13 protein-coding genes are annotated in these 16,974 nt (G+C 43.3%); 3 read left to right on the top strand and 10 right to left on the bottom strand.

Going from position 1 to position 16,974, the window contains the following annotated elements; translation table 11 throughout:
* Window positions 1–68: 68 nt before the first annotated feature.
* From NSQ50_RS05850 to cysT, 4 genes are all read right to left on the bottom strand, one after another.
* A complete protein-coding gene (locus NSQ50_RS05850) occupies window positions 69–1,136 on the bottom strand; it encodes a sulfate ABC transporter substrate-binding protein (RefSeq protein ID WP_038569145.1) in 1,068 nt (355 codons plus the stop codon).
* A 316-nt stretch (window positions 1,137–1,452) separates the two neighbouring features.
* Window positions 1,453–2,517, bottom strand: a complete 1,065-nt coding sequence (locus tag NSQ50_RS05845; protein ID WP_076104838.1) for a sulfate/molybdate ABC transporter ATP-binding protein — start codon at window positions 2,515–2,517, stop codon at window positions 1,453–1,455.
* A 1-nt stretch (window position 2,518) separates the two neighbouring features.
* Window positions 2,519–3,316 carry a sulfate ABC transporter permease subunit gene (locus tag NSQ50_RS05840; RefSeq protein ID WP_036681745.1) on the bottom strand — a complete coding sequence of 266 codons (798 nt, stop codon included), beginning with the start codon at window positions 3,314–3,316 and terminating at the stop codon, window positions 2,519–2,521.
* Window positions 3,313–4,128, bottom strand: coding sequence for a sulfate ABC transporter permease subunit CysT (cysT, locus tag NSQ50_RS05835; protein ID WP_076224698.1), 816 nt, complete (start codon window positions 4,126–4,128; stop codon window positions 3,313–3,315). Before cysT ends, NSQ50_RS05840 begins: the two co-directional genes overlap by 4 nt.
* 208 nt (window positions 4,129–4,336) lie before the next feature.
* Between cysT and NSQ50_RS05830 the strand changes: the two genes are divergently transcribed.
* Window positions 4,337–4,738 carry a secondary thiamine-phosphate synthase enzyme YjbQ gene (locus NSQ50_RS05830; protein ID WP_076099035.1) on the top strand — a complete coding sequence of 134 codons (402 nt, stop codon included), beginning with the start codon at window positions 4,337–4,339 and terminating at the stop codon, window positions 4,736–4,738.
* Window positions 4,739–4,884: 146 nt separating this feature from the next.
* Here NSQ50_RS05830 and NSQ50_RS05825 read toward each other — a convergent pair whose 3' ends face one another.
* The 3 genes from NSQ50_RS05825 to NSQ50_RS05815 form a co-directional block, all read right to left on the bottom strand.
* Complete coding sequence (locus NSQ50_RS05825) at window positions 4,885–5,466, bottom strand: TetR/AcrR family transcriptional regulator (RefSeq protein WP_036681739.1); 582 nt, start codon at window positions 5,464–5,466, stop codon at window positions 4,885–4,887.
* Between the two features lie 3 nt (window positions 5,467–5,469).
* On the bottom strand, window positions 5,470–6,102 hold the full coding sequence (locus tag NSQ50_RS05820; RefSeq protein ID WP_038569136.1) for a YigZ family protein: 633 nt from the start codon (window positions 6,100–6,102) through the stop codon (window positions 5,470–5,472).
* A gap of 146 nt (window positions 6,103–6,248) precedes the next feature.
* Complete coding sequence (locus NSQ50_RS05815) at window positions 6,249–7,604, bottom strand: glucose-6-phosphate isomerase (protein ID WP_036681734.1); 1,356 nt, start codon at window positions 7,602–7,604, stop codon at window positions 6,249–6,251.
* Between the two features lie 235 nt (window positions 7,605–7,839).
* On the opposite strand from NSQ50_RS05815, the gene NSQ50_RS05810 reads away from it, so the two are divergent.
* Window positions 7,840–8,742, top strand: coding sequence for an NAD(P)-dependent oxidoreductase (locus tag NSQ50_RS05810; RefSeq protein ID WP_076099037.1), 903 nt, complete (start codon window positions 7,840–7,842; stop codon window positions 8,740–8,742).
* Window positions 8,743–9,753: 1,011 nt separating this feature from the next.
* On the opposite strand, the gene ppnP is transcribed toward NSQ50_RS05810, so the two are convergent.
* Window positions 9,754–10,071 (bottom strand): pyrimidine/purine nucleoside phosphorylase, encoded by a 318-nt coding sequence (gene ppnP / locus NSQ50_RS05805; RefSeq protein ID WP_036681729.1) that lies wholly within the window; start codon window positions 10,069–10,071, stop codon window positions 9,754–9,756.
* 33 nt (window positions 10,072–10,104) lie between these two features.
* Window positions 10,105–12,147: a transketolase gene (tkt, locus tag NSQ50_RS05800; protein WP_036681727.1), complete on the bottom strand. Its 2,043-nt coding sequence runs from the start codon at window positions 12,145–12,147 to the stop codon at window positions 10,105–10,107.
* A 303-nt stretch (window positions 12,148–12,450) separates the two neighbouring features.
* Between tkt and NSQ50_RS05795 the strand changes: the two genes are divergently transcribed.
* Window positions 12,451–13,083 (top strand): hypothetical protein, encoded by a 633-nt coding sequence (locus tag NSQ50_RS05795; RefSeq protein ID WP_036681725.1) that lies wholly within the window; start codon window positions 12,451–12,453, stop codon window positions 13,081–13,083.
* Window positions 13,084–13,170: 87 nt separating this feature from the next.
* On the opposite strand, the gene NSQ50_RS05790 is transcribed toward NSQ50_RS05795, so the two are convergent.
* A complete protein-coding gene (locus NSQ50_RS05790) occupies window positions 13,171–16,965 on the bottom strand; it encodes a glycoside hydrolase family 78 protein (protein WP_076224695.1) in 3,795 nt (1,264 codons plus the stop codon).
* Between the last annotated feature and the right edge of the window lie 9 nt (window positions 16,966–16,974).

Here is a 16,974-nt window from a genome sequence, read left to right as displayed (position 1 = left end):
ACCCACCAAAAAAAGCCATCCCCACCACAGAAGAACTGCTGGGATGACTCTTTTGTTATACCTCTACCTTATATTCCGGCAAGTACCTGATACCAAATTCCACGCTTGGAATAAAGTGAGCTTCGCACCTCATCCCAGCCTCCTAAATAGTTAATATCAAAGAGGCCCGCCGGATCAGGGTAATCGCTTTTGTGCTCAGCATAGACTTGTTTATCCACGGGACGAAAGCCATATTTTGCAAAGATCTCTTGTGCCTGTGGGGTTATCAAAAAATCAACCAGTGCTTCTGATGCTATGCGTGTCCCATGCTCATCCGCATATTTCTCTACAACAGCCGCCGGATTCTCAATCAGAATTGTATTTTTAGGAATAATAACTTCGTATTTGACTCCCTGAGCAATCCGCGCCAGCAGTTCGTTCTCATAGGTGACAATTACATCCCCCACTCCATACTCGAAGGCTGCCATAGAAGCGCGGCCACTTTTATCCAGAGACTCTACATTGGCATGGATACTTTCCAAAAAAGCTTTGGCTGCTGCTGGATCCTTTGCGCCCTCCTGCTCCTCTGACAGCTTCAGACCAGCCCCATAGATCGCGTTGATATCCCATTGCGCACCACCAGAGGTCTTAGGGTTGGGATATAACACTTTAATCCCCGGCTTGGCTAAGTCCGCAAAATCGCGAATGCCTTTGGGATTTCCCTCGCGGGTACCAAGAGCAACTACTGAACGTGTCACCATACCTTGTTCACCCTGCTCTTTCCATGTTGACGCTACGAGTCCAGCCTTAACTAGCTTCTCGACATCACCTTCCATGGCTAGCAGCGTCACATCCGCTTCAAATCCACCTACAATCGCTCGTGCCTGTGTCCCTGAAGCCTCATAAGACTCCTGAAAACTAATATCCTGACCCGTATCCGCTTTCCACTTCGCAGCAAATAACGGCAAAATATCCTGCATTGCATCCTTAGCCACACTGTATGCGCCAATTACCAGCGTAACATCCCCTTGCTTCGAAGGCTCTGCCATCGTCGTAACTGCCTTCTCATTCCCGCAACCGACTGCTGTCAGTGTGAGTATAGCCAGCATTAGGGCAGCAAAACATCCGTGCAGTTGTCTGCTCCTTTTGACATTCATTGCGGCCCACATCCTTCGAGGTAATGATTTTTAATATTTCCTTGAAAGTTGCTCTATGGCTGAAACTTAAAATTCAAGTAACCAACGTTCGTTATTTGCCGTAATTACGTGGAATGTTTGGACTTTCGGCCGCTGTTGTTCCCAGATTTATTGATTTTATATTCTCAGCGGATTAAATCCGGAAACAAAGGCGGTCACTCCGCTCCTACAGTTCCAAACTTCCACTTCATTACTTCTTACCTTCACATCAGTTCCTCTAATCCTAGCTCATCACATTCGCTACTATCAAAAAAATTGAAAATCATTTTATTTATTTTTAAATAAAAATCGGCATTGGATCTTCTTTCAGGTTGTTCTCCTGGATCCAGCTGCGCTCATCATTAAATAAATAAGCCCGATGTACCAGTACTGAAATTTCCTGACCCGGCTGCAAGGTTTCTTTCTCCAACGAACGGTAGGTGACCAGCTTGTGGCCATTTACTTCAACCTCAACGAGCCATTCGCTTCCGCGGAAATGCAGATGTTTCACAACACCTTTTTCCGTGGCAGAAGCCATCTTGAACTCATGCAGGTTACCCACTTCAATATATTCAGGACGAATCAGTGCTTTGGTAGGCTTGCCGTCCCCCGCACCTGTAAAGCCTTTAACCTCAGAAGCGTTCTCAATCAGCGTAGATTCACCGATAAATGTTGCCACGAACGGTGTTTTAGGCTCCTTGTAAATATCCCACGGGGTACCCTTTTGTTCCAAGCGTCCTTGATTAATAATCATGATTTCATCCGCTACTTCAATCGCTTCATCTTGGTCATGGGTTACGAAAATAGAGGTGATACCTACACGTTCAATCAGTTCACGCAGCCAAGCGCGCAGCTCCTGGCGGATCTTCGCATCAATAGCGGCAAAAGGTTCATCTAAAAGCAGCAGCTGTGGTTCAGGCGCAAGCGCACGTGCAAAAGCCACACGCTGACGTTGTCCCCCTGATAGCTGATGCGGATAACGTTTCTCGAACCCTTTTAACCCTGTAAGCTCCACAAGTTCCATAACACGATCGCGGATGGCTGTTTTGTTAGCCTTTTTAACCTTTAGACCAAAAGCGATATTATCAAATACAGTCATATGTTTGAAGAGTGCATAGTTCTGGAAGACGAAGCCGATCCCACGTTCTTGAGGAGGAAGATTGTTCACCGTTTGACCATGAAAAATAATCTCTCCGGTATCCGGTGACTCCAGTCCCGCCAGCATACGTAGAATTGAGGTTTTCCCGCCTCCACTTGGGCCGAGCAATCCAATCAGGTGACCTTTTGTAATGGTGAAATTGACGTCCTTGACCGCATGAAAATCTCCAAAATGCTTGTTTAACCCCCGCACTTCTACATGCATATTACTGCACTTCCTTTCTTCTCTTGGTCCATTCCATCAACAGCAGCAGACCTGCGGAAAATGCAGCCAGAACTAGCGCTATTCCTCCAGCAGCCGTTACATTAAAATTCTCAACATCCTGATAGACTAAAGTTGTCGCCGTCTGGGTTTTATTCATAATGTTCCCCGAGACCACGAGCACCGCACCGAACTCTCCAAGTGAACGTGCCACCGTAAGAATGACACCATACACAACCGCCCAACGAATCGAAGGCCAAGTTACCTTCCAAAAAATAGTCCAGCTACGAGCGCCCAATGTCGAAGCCGCTTCCTCCTGCTGTGAACCAATCTCCTGAAGCACCGGCATCACCTCGCGCACCATTAAAGGAAAGGTAACAAATAAAGTGGCAATGATCATTCCGGGAATCGCATAAACGATCTTTAGTCCAATCCCCTCAAAAATCGCCCCCAAGGTACTATCGGGACCCAGCAACAGGACAATCATCAATCCTCCAATTACAGGGGATACTGCGTAAGGCAAATCTACAATACTGTTCAATAATCCTTTTAGACGCTTGCCGATCCAGTTCGCCCGAACAAGATACAGAGCCATCATAATACCGAACAATGTATTTAATAACGTAACTACTATCACAACAAGCCCAGTCATCATTAGCGCATGCAGCGCTTCGGGCCTAGTCAGAGCATTCCAGAAACCACCAAATCCTTCACTAAAAGCACCCATAGCCATTTTTCCTAATGGAGCAGCAATCAGCAAAAAAAACACTAAATAAGTAAGAGCAATCCATAGTTTTCTCATGAGCGTCTCCCCCGCATCTGCAGCATATTAATCAGCCAAAGAATGAGAAAGGATAAGGTCAAGAGAATAACAGAAACCGCAGCGGCGGAGACCGGATTATCACTTTCAACTTCACCAAAAATAAAAACAGAAGATACAAGCGTACGGCCCGGAATATTACCTGCGACGAGTACCACTGCACCAAATTCCGCAAGTGCCCTTGAAAATGCGAGCATCCCACCACTGATCATCCCAGGCGCCATAGATGGAAGAATAACTTGCCAGAATACCCTTGCTCCCTTGGCACCCATTGTATATGCTGCTTCCTCTTCGGATGGATCCAACTCCTCCAGCAAGGGCTGAACCGCTCGAATCACGAATGGAAACGTCACGAACACCATAGCAATTACGATAGCCGGTTGATGAAAAACAATTTCAAATCCAAGTGCCTCAACTGCTTTGCCGATAAGACTACCTGGTCCAAGCAGCAGTAGAATCATCAAACCTCCGACAGCTGTTGGAAGTGCAAAAGGTAAATCGACCAGACTGTTTAGCAGCGCTTTACCAGCAAATTGATAACGAATAAGGACCCAAGCAATCATAGTTCCTAAGAAGACATTAATTAAAGTAGCGATAATCGCCAGCTTTAAGGTTAACAGCACCGACTTCCAAGCAATTGGGTCGCTGACGCTTTCCACAAAATTGCCAAAACCAAGAGAAAAAGAGTTGTAATAGACCCCGAGTATGGGCAACACGATCAATACTACAAAATAGAGCAAAATTGTAGTTCGGAAACCCCAAGTCCAGCCTTTGTGTCTAAGCAGCGAATTCAATGATTTTTGCCCTCCCACCTCCGGATAACCGGTCGGTATACTAACCAAAATCCTCATTAATTATTCCTATTTATATACTTGGTTTTATATTATTACTACTTTACCAAATCCTTCTCACCGCCGTCAATTACTTTCAAGTGAATTTGGGTTAAAATATATGTATCAAAGGTACACTAAAAAATGGCACCTCACAGGAAGGGGAATGATTATGTTGCATACTCTGGAGATCACTACTACAAAGCGGGATGAATTGCGTGATATTACTCGGGAAGTCATTTCTTATGTAAAAAAAAGTGGAGTTCAAGACGGATTGATTGTAGTTTATTGTCCTCATACCACTGCTGGTATTGCTATTAATGAAAATGCGGATCCTGATGTGAAGCATGATGTTCTGATGCGTCTGGATGAGGTCTACCCTTGGGAGCATCCGAAGTATCGGCATGCGGAAGGCAATACTGCCTCTCATCTTAAATCTATTACTACCGGGCCTTCCCAGACCCTGATCATCCACGAAGGTGAATTAATTCTCGGTCGTTGGCAAGGTATTTATTTCTGTGAGTTCGATGGACCTAGACGCCGGCAATGTTTCTTAAAAATAGTAGAGGGATAATAAACATACAAATGGCCGCTTCCGTTATCGCTACGGAGCGGCCATTTAGACTATAACTAGAGTCTAGTAATACTTTCATCAAGCAGAGAAGCAGTGTTATACCAATGCACAGCTTTAAAGTGAAGATCTATAAAAAAAACAGCATGTTAAAGGCTGCGACATAAAACCTTTATATGAGCTAACGCTGCCTCTTTCACATCGTCAAACGATACTTTATCCTGGATATAATAAGAAATAAATCCGTGTGCAGACAAGAACATTGTTAACGGCACATTCTGCCAGTCCTCAGACACATATCCCTCTTCCTTCATATGACGGCGTACAATACTTGAGAATAAATCAAAACATCGTCCCTGTTCTGCTCTACAATAAGCTAGCAATTCCTCATCGCGAATCATGAACATAATTTCATATTGATAGGGATGATCTATTCCAAATCTAATAAATTCCATAATCAGCTGTTCTACCCTTGTCATTCCTTCTTCAGGTGGTTTATTCATTACTTGGCTGAGTAAAGCAGCCACATGATTAAAATCCTCTACAACAATAGCGTAGAACAACTCCGCCTTTTCCTTGAAATGATAATAGAGAGAGCCGTGGCTATATCCCAAATGCTGACCAATACTTCGCATTGAAATTGCCCGATACCCTTTGGTTATAAATAGATGCCTAGCGGCCTCTAGAATCCTTTCCCTCGACAACTCCTGCTCCACTGCTCTCCTTGCCATATACTAATCCCCTTCGCTGTAGTAAATCCGCCGCCCTTCTGTTATCAGGGCTTGCCCTTGGGTTAGATCTGTCATCCATGCCATAAAAGTGTCACCCTCATCATTTCGCGGCAAACATAACAACGTTACCTTGTCGGTGAACAAAGTCTCGCCAGTCTGAATCCCTCTTCCTCGAAGTTCGTTCTCAACCTTGCCCAGCCAAGTGTACTCGATCTCTACGAATACCTCTCGTCTTAGTACACGGGTGATTACTTCTCCTGCTTCAAGCGCAAGCACTGCTCCATCCGTATAAGCTCTAATCAGCCCACCGGCACCCAGCATAATGCCTCCGAAATAACGGGTAACTACGATTGCGACATTTTTAACTCCCTGATTGCGGATTACTTCCAAAATCGGTTTGCCGGCTGTACCACTCGGCTCCCCGTCGTCCGATTGCCTCTGGATTTCGTCTCTCTCCCCAATCACATAAGCAGAACAGTTATGCGTTGCGTTCCAATGTTTCTTCTTGATGTCCTCGATAAACAACAAAGCTTCTTCTTCATTCTCCACTGGCATAACATGACCAATGAAGCGGGATTTACGGATCACAACTTCCTTTGAGCCGGAAGAGCGGACCGTTTGATATTGTTCTAACATAATTATTCCAGTCCTTATTTACATATGATGTCTTCATATAATGTCAGGAGCAGTCCCGGTATTGGATTACCTATGGACTGCTCCTGGTGACTTACATTAGTATGAATGTTCTGTGATTAATAGCCATTGTAAAACCTACTGCAATACTATTCAGTAAGTCTTGCTTCCAGCTCTGCTTTTTCTTTTTCGTAACCTGGTTTGCCAAGCAATGCGAACATGTTTTTCTTGTATGCTTCTACGCCTGGTTGGTCAAATGGGTTAACACCGAGCAAGTATCCGCTGATACCGCAGGCTTTTTCAAAGAAGTACACCAAATATCCAAAGGTGTATGGTGTTTGATCAGGAATAGTAACGATAAGGTTAGGTACTTGACCATCTGTATGTGCAAGCATTGTACCTTGGAAAGCTTTCTTATTCACGAAATCCATAGTCTTACCTGTTAAGAAGTTCAAGCCGTCCAGATCATCCGGATCATTCTCAATCGTAACATGATGAGCTACTTGATCTACTTGGATAACCGTTTCAAAAATGTTGCGGTTACCTTCTTGGATAAATTGACCCATGGAGTGTAGATCTGTGGAGAAATCAACGGAAGAAGGATAAATTCCTTTGAAGTCCTTACCTTCACTTTCGCCAAACAATTGTTTCCACCACTCAGATACAAAGTGTAAGGAAGGCTCATAGTTGACGAGGATTTCAGTTGTTTTACCTTTACGGTATAAAGCGTTACGAACTGCAGCATATTGATAAGCTTGGTTAGTAGCTACATCTGGATTGTTGAACTCATCCGCAGCGGCAGCAGCACCTTGCATCATTTCTTCAATGTTAATGCCAGCTACAGCAATCGGCAGTAAGCCTACAGGTGTCAATACGGAGTAACGTCCGCCTACATCGTCTGGAATGATGAAGGATTCATAACCTTCTTCAGTTGCCAATTTCTTAAGGGCACCTTTTTCCTTGTCTGTAGTAGCGTAAATGCGTTTACGAGCTTCTTCCTTGCCGTATTTCTTCTCCAGCGCAGCGCGGAAAATGCGGAAAGCAATCGCTGGCTCAGTAGTAGTTCCAGATTTGGAGATTACGTTCACGGAGAAGTCTTTACCTTCTACTAGATCAAGCAGATGCGTGATGTATGTAGAGCTAATGTTATTACCAGCGAAATAAACTTCTGGAGTTTTGCGTTTATCTTTAGAAAGGTTATTGTAGAAAGAATGCGATAACGCCTCAATAGCTGCGCGTGCTCCCAGATAAGAACCTCCGATACCAATTACAATCAGTACCTCGGAATCGCTTTGGATCTTCTTAGCAGCTTGTTGAATGCGAGCAAATTCTTCCTTATCATATGCTGTCGGCAGATCGATCCATCCAAGGTAGTCAGAACCTACACCAGTTTTGTTATGCAACTGTTCGTGTGCTAGCTTAACTGGGGCGGCAAGGTTGTCGATTTCTTGTTGGTTAAAAAACGAAAGAGCTTTTGTGTAGTCAAAATTAATCTTCTTAGACATCGGTAATGGTAACCTCCTGTTTTATCTCTTTAAATTTAAAACCGTTTGTTACAACTTTATAATTAGGATACTTTAATTTGCCTTGACTGGCAAGGTCTTAGGGCACATAGAGGGCATTAGAACCAAGTTTTTCAAAGTTCCTTGGAAGCGTTTCCTGTATCAAAAGACATAGGTGTGCTGTGGTGCTGGACAAAGTGCCGTGATAGAATAAAGAAAACGGAAGGTGGCTATATAAATGAAACAAATCGGTTTTATCGGACTCGGAACAATGGGTGCGCCTATGGCCTCCAATTTACTACGTGGCGGCTTTCAGGTTACGGTATACAACCGTACGGCAGCCAAATGTAAACCTCTTGAAGCAGAAGGTGCCCAGACTGCTCTCACGCCCCGCGAAGCGGCTGAGGGTAAGGATGTTATTATTACCATGATCAGCAATGATGATTCGGTTCGTGAAGTGTTTTATGGTCAAGATGGTATTCTTGATGCTGTGAAGCCTGGTGGACTAATTATTGATTCCAGCACAATTTCACCAGGACTAGTTCGTGAAATTGCCGCTGCTGTAGAAGCTCGCGGTGGACATTTCCTAGACGCGCCAGTAACTGGAAGTAAACCAGCAGCGATTGAAGGAACCTTAGTGTTCATGGTCGGCGGTAGTGCTGAGGTCATAGAACAACATCGTGATATCTTTGATACTTTGGGTAAGAAGCTGCTACATATGGGTGAGAACGGCAGCGGCGCTGTGGCCAAGCTGGCTCACAATGCTATGGTCGGCATTCATAATGTTGCCCTAGCCGAAGGGTTCGCCATTGCCGTTAAATCAGGCGTACCAGCAGACAAGTTCTTGGAACTGGTACAACTTGGTTCAGCGGGCAGCAAACAAGCTGAGCTTAAAGGACGTAAAATCATAGAAGATGATTTCAGCAATCAATTCTCCCTCGCTCTAATGCTTAAGGATTTGAAGCTTGCCTCTGCCCACAGCGATTCAACAGGCGTTCCTTCTCCTATGCTGGGCTTGGCTAAAAGCATGTTCCAAGCTGGATTCACCCAAGGTTATGGTGAAGAAGATCTCTCTGCTGTAGTGAAATGTTACGAAGAGTGGATCGGCCAAAAGATGGGTGCAAATGTATCCGATAAATAAATTCAAGAACTCAATACCTACTTCATAAGAACATTTACGACCGCCCCGCACATGATATTGCGATGCGGTCTTTTCTTTATAGACAATCCCATTGTCAAACCAAATATACGAACGTTTGTTTGTATATTTATAATACCAAATTAACTGTTTTAGTGCAAGAAAATATTGGTTGCTGTGGAGTTACTCATAACGTTGTGGCGGTGTTGGTGGGATAGTTACTAAGAAGGTCGCGAAGTACTGGTTAGTCGCAAAAAGTTACTGAATTAGTGGTGAAATGCTGGATAGTTACTGGTTAGGCTAGTTTGTCGCTGGCTATCGGACTCCATAGTCGTTATTGGCATAAAAAGCGCCAATTATGGGCCTATTTCCATGGAATAGTTGCACTGGTGTCCGAAAACTTGCTCAAAAGACTATAAATTTGCTAATAGCGTCATCTGGGTCCTTAGCGGTAGGATTGGTGTCGACCCGGTGCTACATTGGTGTTGATCTAGTGTTAACGTCATCTGGGTCCGTACGCGGTGGGTTGGCGCTAACCGGGTGCCTAAAGTTGGTGATGACACAGCGCTATCGGACTCAGCTGACCTTATTCGCAGTATAATCTCACATTTGGCATGCTATCGGACTCCATAGTCGTTATTGGCATAAAAAATGCCAATTATGAGGCTGTTTCTATGGAATAGCTGCACTGGAGTCCGAAAGCTTGCTCCAAAGGCTACAAATTTGCTAATAGCGTCATCTGGGTCCTTAAGTGGTAGGAATGGTGCTGACTCAGTGCTAATTTAGTGATTATCCGATTCAGCTCTAACGTCATTTGAGTCCTTAAGCTCCAAAAGAGAATGGTGAATACATAATTGAACATCAAGCAATCACCAGCCACAACAAAAAGCAGCGATCCTCCAATAACGGGAGAACCGCTGCTTTGCTGACTTCTACGATTTTTAAAGTGTATCCGGGTCGTCTCACTCAATGAAAAAAGCTACTTATAGGACAGCCCTTAGAAAAGTCTGTTTTCTATAGAACCGGGTAAGAACAGCAATAATCAGTTACTTCAAATACTTCCAACGCAAATTTAGAGTTGCCAGGAACATTGAACGTTGACGCTCCCTTAATCTCCTGCCATACCTCAGTGCCGGGAAGCAGCACTTTAAGATCGCCGGACAGAATCTCCATAATTTCAGGACCATCAGTACCAAATTCATACACACCCGGCAACATGATGCCCAGTGTCACCTTAGATCCATCTTGCAAAATTACCGTACGGCTGGTTACTTGTCCGCCATAATATACATTGGCTGCTTTTTCGATCGTTGCGTTGTTAAACTGACTCATTACTTGTTCTCCCCCTAATGATTATTCAGTTAATTACAGAAGTGCTTTCACACGGCTAACTACGTTCTCTACAGTAAAGCCGTATTCTTTCATAACTCTATCGCCAGGGGCGGAAGCTCCGAAAGTAGTGATGCCTAGGATATCGCCTTGGTCACCAGTGTAACGTTCCCAGCCGAAGGTTTGTGCCATTTCGATAGCAAGACGAGCTTTGACTCCTGGAAGAATTACGGAATCGCGATATTCTTTGTCTTGTTTTTCGAACAGATCCCAGCTTGGCAAGCTGATTACACGAACATCGATGCCTTCTTCTGCCAAAGCAGCTTGCGCTTTAACTGCCAACTGTACTTCAGAACCAGTTGCGATAAGTTGTGCTTGTGGAGTGCCATTTTTGGAATCAGAGACAACATAACCACCACGTTTGATATTTTCACGAACGCCATCTACGGTTCCAGCAAGAATTGGCAAGTTTTGACGGGTCAGAACCAAAGCAACCGGATTCTCTTTGTTTTCCATAGCATAAGCCCATGCTGCAGAAGTTTCGTTAGCATCAGCCGGACGAATAACAGTTAGACCTGGGATGATACGCAAGGAAGCCAATTGTTCGATTGGTTCATGCGTAGGACCATCTTCACCAACTGCAATACTGTCATGTGTCAGTACATAGGTTACTGGCAATTTCATGATCGAAGCCAAACGAATTGCTGGACGCAGGTAGTCAGTGAATACGAAGAATGTTCCTCCGAATACTTTAAGACCAGTGTGCAGAGCAATACCGTTCATTGCAGCAGCCATACCAAACTCACGTACGCCGAAATAAATGTTGCGGCCATCATAAGATTCTGGTGTGAAAGATGTCAAACCATTCAAATGCGTCATAGTGGAGCTTTCCAAGTCAGCGGAACCACCCACTAGCTGAGGAACGCCAGCAGTCAGACCGTTAAGCGCACTACCGGAAGCGACACGAGTCGATACTGCTTTATCTTCAGTAGTGTAAGTTGGAAGGTTAGCATCCCAGCCTTCTGGAAGATCGCCATTGATTACTGTTTCGAATTGTGCAGCCAGCTCTGGATATGCTTTTTTGTAAGCTGCAAATTTATCGTCCCAAGCTTTGTTAGCTGCGATTCCGTTTTTCTTCACTTCTGCAAAATGTGCACGAACTTCGTCAGGCACATAGAAATCTTCTTCGTATACCCATTTGTAGAAATCTTTGGTCAGCTTAGCTTCTTCTGCTCCAAGTGGAGAACCGTGAGTACCGCCATGGCCGCCTTTACCTTGTTTGTTAGGGCTACCATAACCAATAACCGTTTTCACTTCGATCAAAGTCGGTTTGCTAGTCTCAGCTTGCGCCTCAGCAATAGCTTTTTCAATAGCCGGAAGGTCATTTCCGTCTTCTACACGCAGAACTTGCCAACCATAAGCATCAAAACGTTGAGCTACATTTTCGGAGAAAGAAAGATTCAATTTACCATCAAGGGAAATATCATTTGAATCATACAATACAACCAATTTTCCGAGTTTCAAATGACCCGCAAGAGAAGCGGACTCAGAAGAGATCCCTTCCATAAGGTCACCATCACCACAAATAGCATAAGTATAGTGGTCAACTACGTTATGTCCTTCTTTGTTGTAGGTTGCGCCCAATTGAGCTTCGGCCATAGCCATACCAACGGCCATACCAATACCTTGTCCAAGCGGACCTGTAGTTGCATCAACACCAGCTGTGTGACCAACTTCCGGGTGACCAGGAGTCAAGCTACCCCATTGACGGAATTGTTTCAATTCTTCCATAGGAAGATCATAGCCGCTAAGGTGCAGCAAGCTGTACAGAAGCATGGAACCATGTCCAGCGGACAATACAAAACGATCGCGGTTTACCCATGTTGGATGATCAGGGTTATGATTCATTGTTTTTGCAAACAGTTGGTAGCCCATTGGTGCAGAACCCATTGGCATACCTGGATGGCCGGAATTCGCTTTTTCGATAGCATCAATAGCCAACGTACGAATTGTTGTGATAGACAGGTTATCTACTGTTGAGTTTTCTTCCTTCTGGATCGCTTGTTCTTGTTCACTCATTTAATAGTTCCTCCTCTGAAATCTCAAGAATGTCATTTTGACTCTTATTGTATCACTAGTGTGGAAGCAATTCCAATTGTTTTTAAAAACTCTTTGTTTGACAGCTTATGTTTTGCAATATCTACGCATTTATATACGCAAAAGTAACTATGTCATGAGACGGGTTTTTACTTAGCCTATGGTCTAGTTTTCTATTGCGACTAAAGTTTGTTTTACAATGCTCGAATATAAAGTAAGATGGAGTTACTCAAGTAAAATTTTCATTCATTATCCAATATCTCCAAGTGGAAAGGAATTCTGAACATGACTTCGAAAAAGGATGTTTATATTGTGCTTACCGGTACAGGTACAGCCTTCAGTGGTTTCATTAAGTGGTTTACAAAAGCTGATCTGAACCATGCTTCGATCGCCTTTGATAGTGAACTACGTGAGGTGTACAGCTTCGGAAGAAAAAAAATGCACAATCCATTCGTCGCGGGTCTGATTCAAGAAAATTTCATTCACCCTTTTTATAGCAGCGCAAATTGCTCTATTTATCAGTTACGTGTTAGTGCCACGGAATACGATGCCATGTACAATCATGTCCAAGGGATGATGAAAAATCAGGAACGTTATAAATACCATCTTTTAGGCCTGATCGGCGTACTTCTAAATGTTAAAATAGATCGAGAGAACGCTTATTTCTGCTCTCATTTTGTTGCTTCCTTATTTGAAAATACCGCAGTTCAGCCTGTGAATAAGCCTTCCTGCTTTGTTACCCCGGAGGATTTCGCTCTTTCACTCTGTTCCCATAAAATATTCAGCGGCAAGTTATCCTATTATGTGCGTAGAGCTCAAAGAGCCTCTGCGCGTTCGACGAATATACCTTTACATACACCTTCCGTTGCGACAAGAATGATGAGAATGAATGAAGAACGGACTGAAGGAGTTATATAAGTTGTTGCTCGTAAAAAAAGGGCTATGCGATCGTATTTCCGCGTAGCCCTTTTTAGATGAAAAAAGGATAACGTCGTAGATATATCATTACTTCACACGATGGTTCCGAAAATATTCGGACCAATCGCCAGCGATCACAACAGTAACTGTATCTATTTTGGTATTGTACTCATTCTTAGCTGTGAAGGTAAATTTCACTGGACCATCGGGAAGTTTCACAAATGCTGGATCATATAATTCGCCTGTCCACAAGGTTTTGTCACTGTTCGTTGGATTTAGTTGCGTAGAATAACCTCCCGTCATCGTTACCTCAACAGTATCAGGTAGACCGGTTGCTATCCCTTGCAATATAAATCGCTCACCTGCCCAAAACACATTGTAGCCTCTTGGACTCTCCTCATTACCGCTCTTGTTCAAATTGTAGCCTTTACGGTTGTTATTCCATTCCTCTGTGTGCTGGACCCCACCTTTAATACTCAGCAGATTAACCATGAAATATTTACGCGCTGAGATATTACTCCAGTTATAACCATCAAAAGCTTCCACTTCCACGGCATATTTTTCGTTCTCAACCAATATTCCCGCGGGCACTTGCCACTGTTTGGCACTTGAATTTTGTTCGCCAGATTGAACCTTAACCATCCCTGTCGCCAAGTTGATAATTTGTACCTTATACCGCTGTTGTTCATCTCCATCCTCATCTTGATAATCCCACTTGATGATTGGTGTAAGCGTACTTGCGATCATAGGCTTACTTGAGTCAGTACTTGTTGGGTACGTTATCGTTACGGTCGGTTTACGGTTGGCTACGGTGATAATCAGAGATAGCTCTCGATACAGTCCTAGAGAATCCGTAACGGTTTGTTTCAAGGTAAAGACGCCATTTGAGGTGAATTTCTTCGTAAATTCAGCTTGAGTACTAGCCAATCCGTACGTCCCGTTGGATGATTTCAAATCATACTTATAGCTGATCGTATCTCCTTTTGGAATGTCTGGATCCGTCGCTTTGCTCTTGATATTAAGAAGATCCGTCCGATAAATCGGCTCTTTGGCAGCATCTCTACCTGTATCCGTGATTAATGTGAATCCAGGCTGCGGCGGATTGTCGATGATAAACGTTTTTTCGTTAGATATTTCTGACCAGGATAACTTGGAATAAGCCCGCCCATATACAGTGAAGTATTCAAATCGATTGAATGTATGGTTAGGGAGTTGATATTGCCGCAGCTGACCTGTGGTGTCAAGGTTTTCAACTGTCTTAACTAAGAGTCCGTCTTTTGAAAAAAATTCTAAACGGTACTTCTCCTGCCGATCACTCTCTGGATCTGTATAATTCCATTTAATTAATGGATCTCCTTGTATTTCGGCATCTATTACGGATGGATTGGTTACGGTTCCCGACGGGGTTATCAAGGTCATCGAGGGCGCTAGATTCTTAGTAACATTCACCTTCAACGTAGCTATATTAGACTTATCACCGATCTGATCGATAACCCAGTGTTCCAATGTATAGATACCGGACTCAGGAAAATTAACATCAATATTAGGAGTTCGAAACCATTGCGTAATGCCATCACTATCTGTTACTTTCCAGAAGTATTGCAGACTAGCGAGATCTGAGAGATCTCCATCCTCATCAAAAGATGTATATTGTCGGGTATCATATTGGAATACTGCCGATGGACCATTAATAGCAGCTGTTGGAACATGATTTTTAACAGTAAATACACGTGTTGCATTGGAACTTAAAGCTCCAATACTTGAGGGATTAGGTACGTCTGTTGCTTTAAGGCGCATTTCCCATCCTTCTGATATAGCCTGTTGCGGTGAAATTCCGTTTCCAGCAATAAGATCTCGTATCGTCAAAGATTGGTTCCGGTTACTGCCAGCATAATAATAAGGACTATTGTTGAGTTTGATGTACCATAAATAAGCAAGCGAATCTCCATCTTCATCAGGATCTGGTGTTAGATTATCCATTGTAATTACAGTATCTCGATATACTTCAGCTGGCATGTTAAATGCTGCTGCGGGTGGGTGATTAATCACCTGGACATTTTGGCGATACCAATCTGACCATAAACCTCGGTTGTCATGCACTTGTAAACTAATTTGATAATTACCGATTCCAAAAGCTGCGATATTAGGTGGCGTTGTAGCTCCACCCCAATGCTCCCAAACTTTGTTCCAACCATCTTTGATAACCGTCCAGTAATACATATCTAATGGATCATTATCCGGATCAAACGATTTGTCTGTTATGGTAGTAGCTTTGCGATAGGAAACAATATTAGGATCAACAGTAAATAGCGCTACGGGAGGTAGATTACCTGCAGCCCCCACCGTCCTTACACACCAGTCGCTCCAGACCCCTAACCCATTTTCGCCATCGACATCACGTACTCTAAGGCGTATGTCATATTGTCCAGAACTCGGTAATTGAGCTGGCGGTTGACCGTCTGTCCATATTTCAGAATCAGTTTTTTTATACTGCCATTGCCAAGCTATAAGTCCCTTATTAACAGCCATGATGTGGTCCAAATCGTAGGAACTATCTGTTAGCTGAAGAGATCCCCACGCCAGTTTGGCAGCAAACAATGCAATGGGCTTCCGATGAACATGATAGGTCATTGAGGATAAATTATCTCGACTCCATAAACGATAGTCATCGAATCGGTCATCGTTTTTAGGATTATCTCGTGCTTGAAAGGTTGCGTTATAGAGTCCGCTATATGGAAAGGAGGTATACCTTTCTGAACGCCATAACCCACTATCCGAAATGATACCCATCGAATTATCGAAGAAATACGGGTTATGATCGTATCTATAGCGTTCTTGATATTTAAAATCTCCTTCATAGTCCTTGTATGTGGTTGATATGTCTATAGGAGTGTTAATCAATATAAAGGATTTATTCCTAAGCCTATAGGATACATTAACGACCAACGATTTCTCATCCTTATAATTATAAGGATCCACAACCTTGATAATGATATTGTGCCGTCCAGGAGGAATTCCGTCTGCCAAAACATCTATTGGGATGGAAAACCATTTATTATTTAATGCCTGTTGGATATTGACTTGTTTATAGAACACATTAGGGATTTCAGCACTAACGACTAGATCATTATTGTCCACATCTCGAACATATCCCTCGATGTTCATACCACTGAATCCTGGCTCATTCAGTAGCTGCTGCTCGCTTGGTGTAGTCACTGTGAGCGTAGGTGCTGAATTTATTATTAGAGGTATGTTATCCCAATCATAATATACGTTGTTATGCCAACCATTCATCCATTCGTTAGGTTGGTGTTGCGCATCACTTGCTCTTAGTGCGACTTTAAGAGCTTTTGGAATTCCATACTTCGTTGGATAAGCATAACTTTCATAAAAAGCGGTCGTATTTCTGTCAAGGTTAAACTGAAGACTATCCGAACTTTTCACAGGTGGCATTTCTTCAATTCTCCATGAGGCATCAGTAGCATAATCAGTATTACCACTTCCATCTGTCCTGTACATATAACTGTAAATATTAAGAAATCTAGTACGCTGCGTATCATAGTACCAATTAATATCCCCTGATGTTAAAATTACAGGCGCATCAGGTACATAATCGTAGCGCAGTATTCTTGTTGTTAGATTAAAAGTAATATTGGTTAGGGTCATAGCAGGCATATTCAAATTCAAAGATCCTATATTCCCCATAGCAGGCTCCCAAGGAGTTGTTTTATTAAATCCTTCAAGACGAATATCCATAAAATTGACGATATTTGGGTCACCTGCCGCCTCTACCTTAACACTCCCCGAATAAAATTCAGGGAATGAAAGAAGTAGTAATACAAGGGCCATAAACGTTGAAATTGTTTTTTTTAATTTCCGCATCTCTAATCC

Origin of the sequence: Paenibacillus sp. FSL R10-2788, from assembly GCF_038003885.1 — a bacterium.
Taxonomy (GTDB): domain Bacteria; phylum Bacillota; class Bacilli; order Paenibacillales; family Paenibacillaceae; genus Paenibacillus_AQ; species Paenibacillus_AQ odorifer.
The sequence above is the reverse complement of the archived record's forward strand: the minus strand, read 5'-3'. Positions and strand labels throughout refer to the sequence as shown.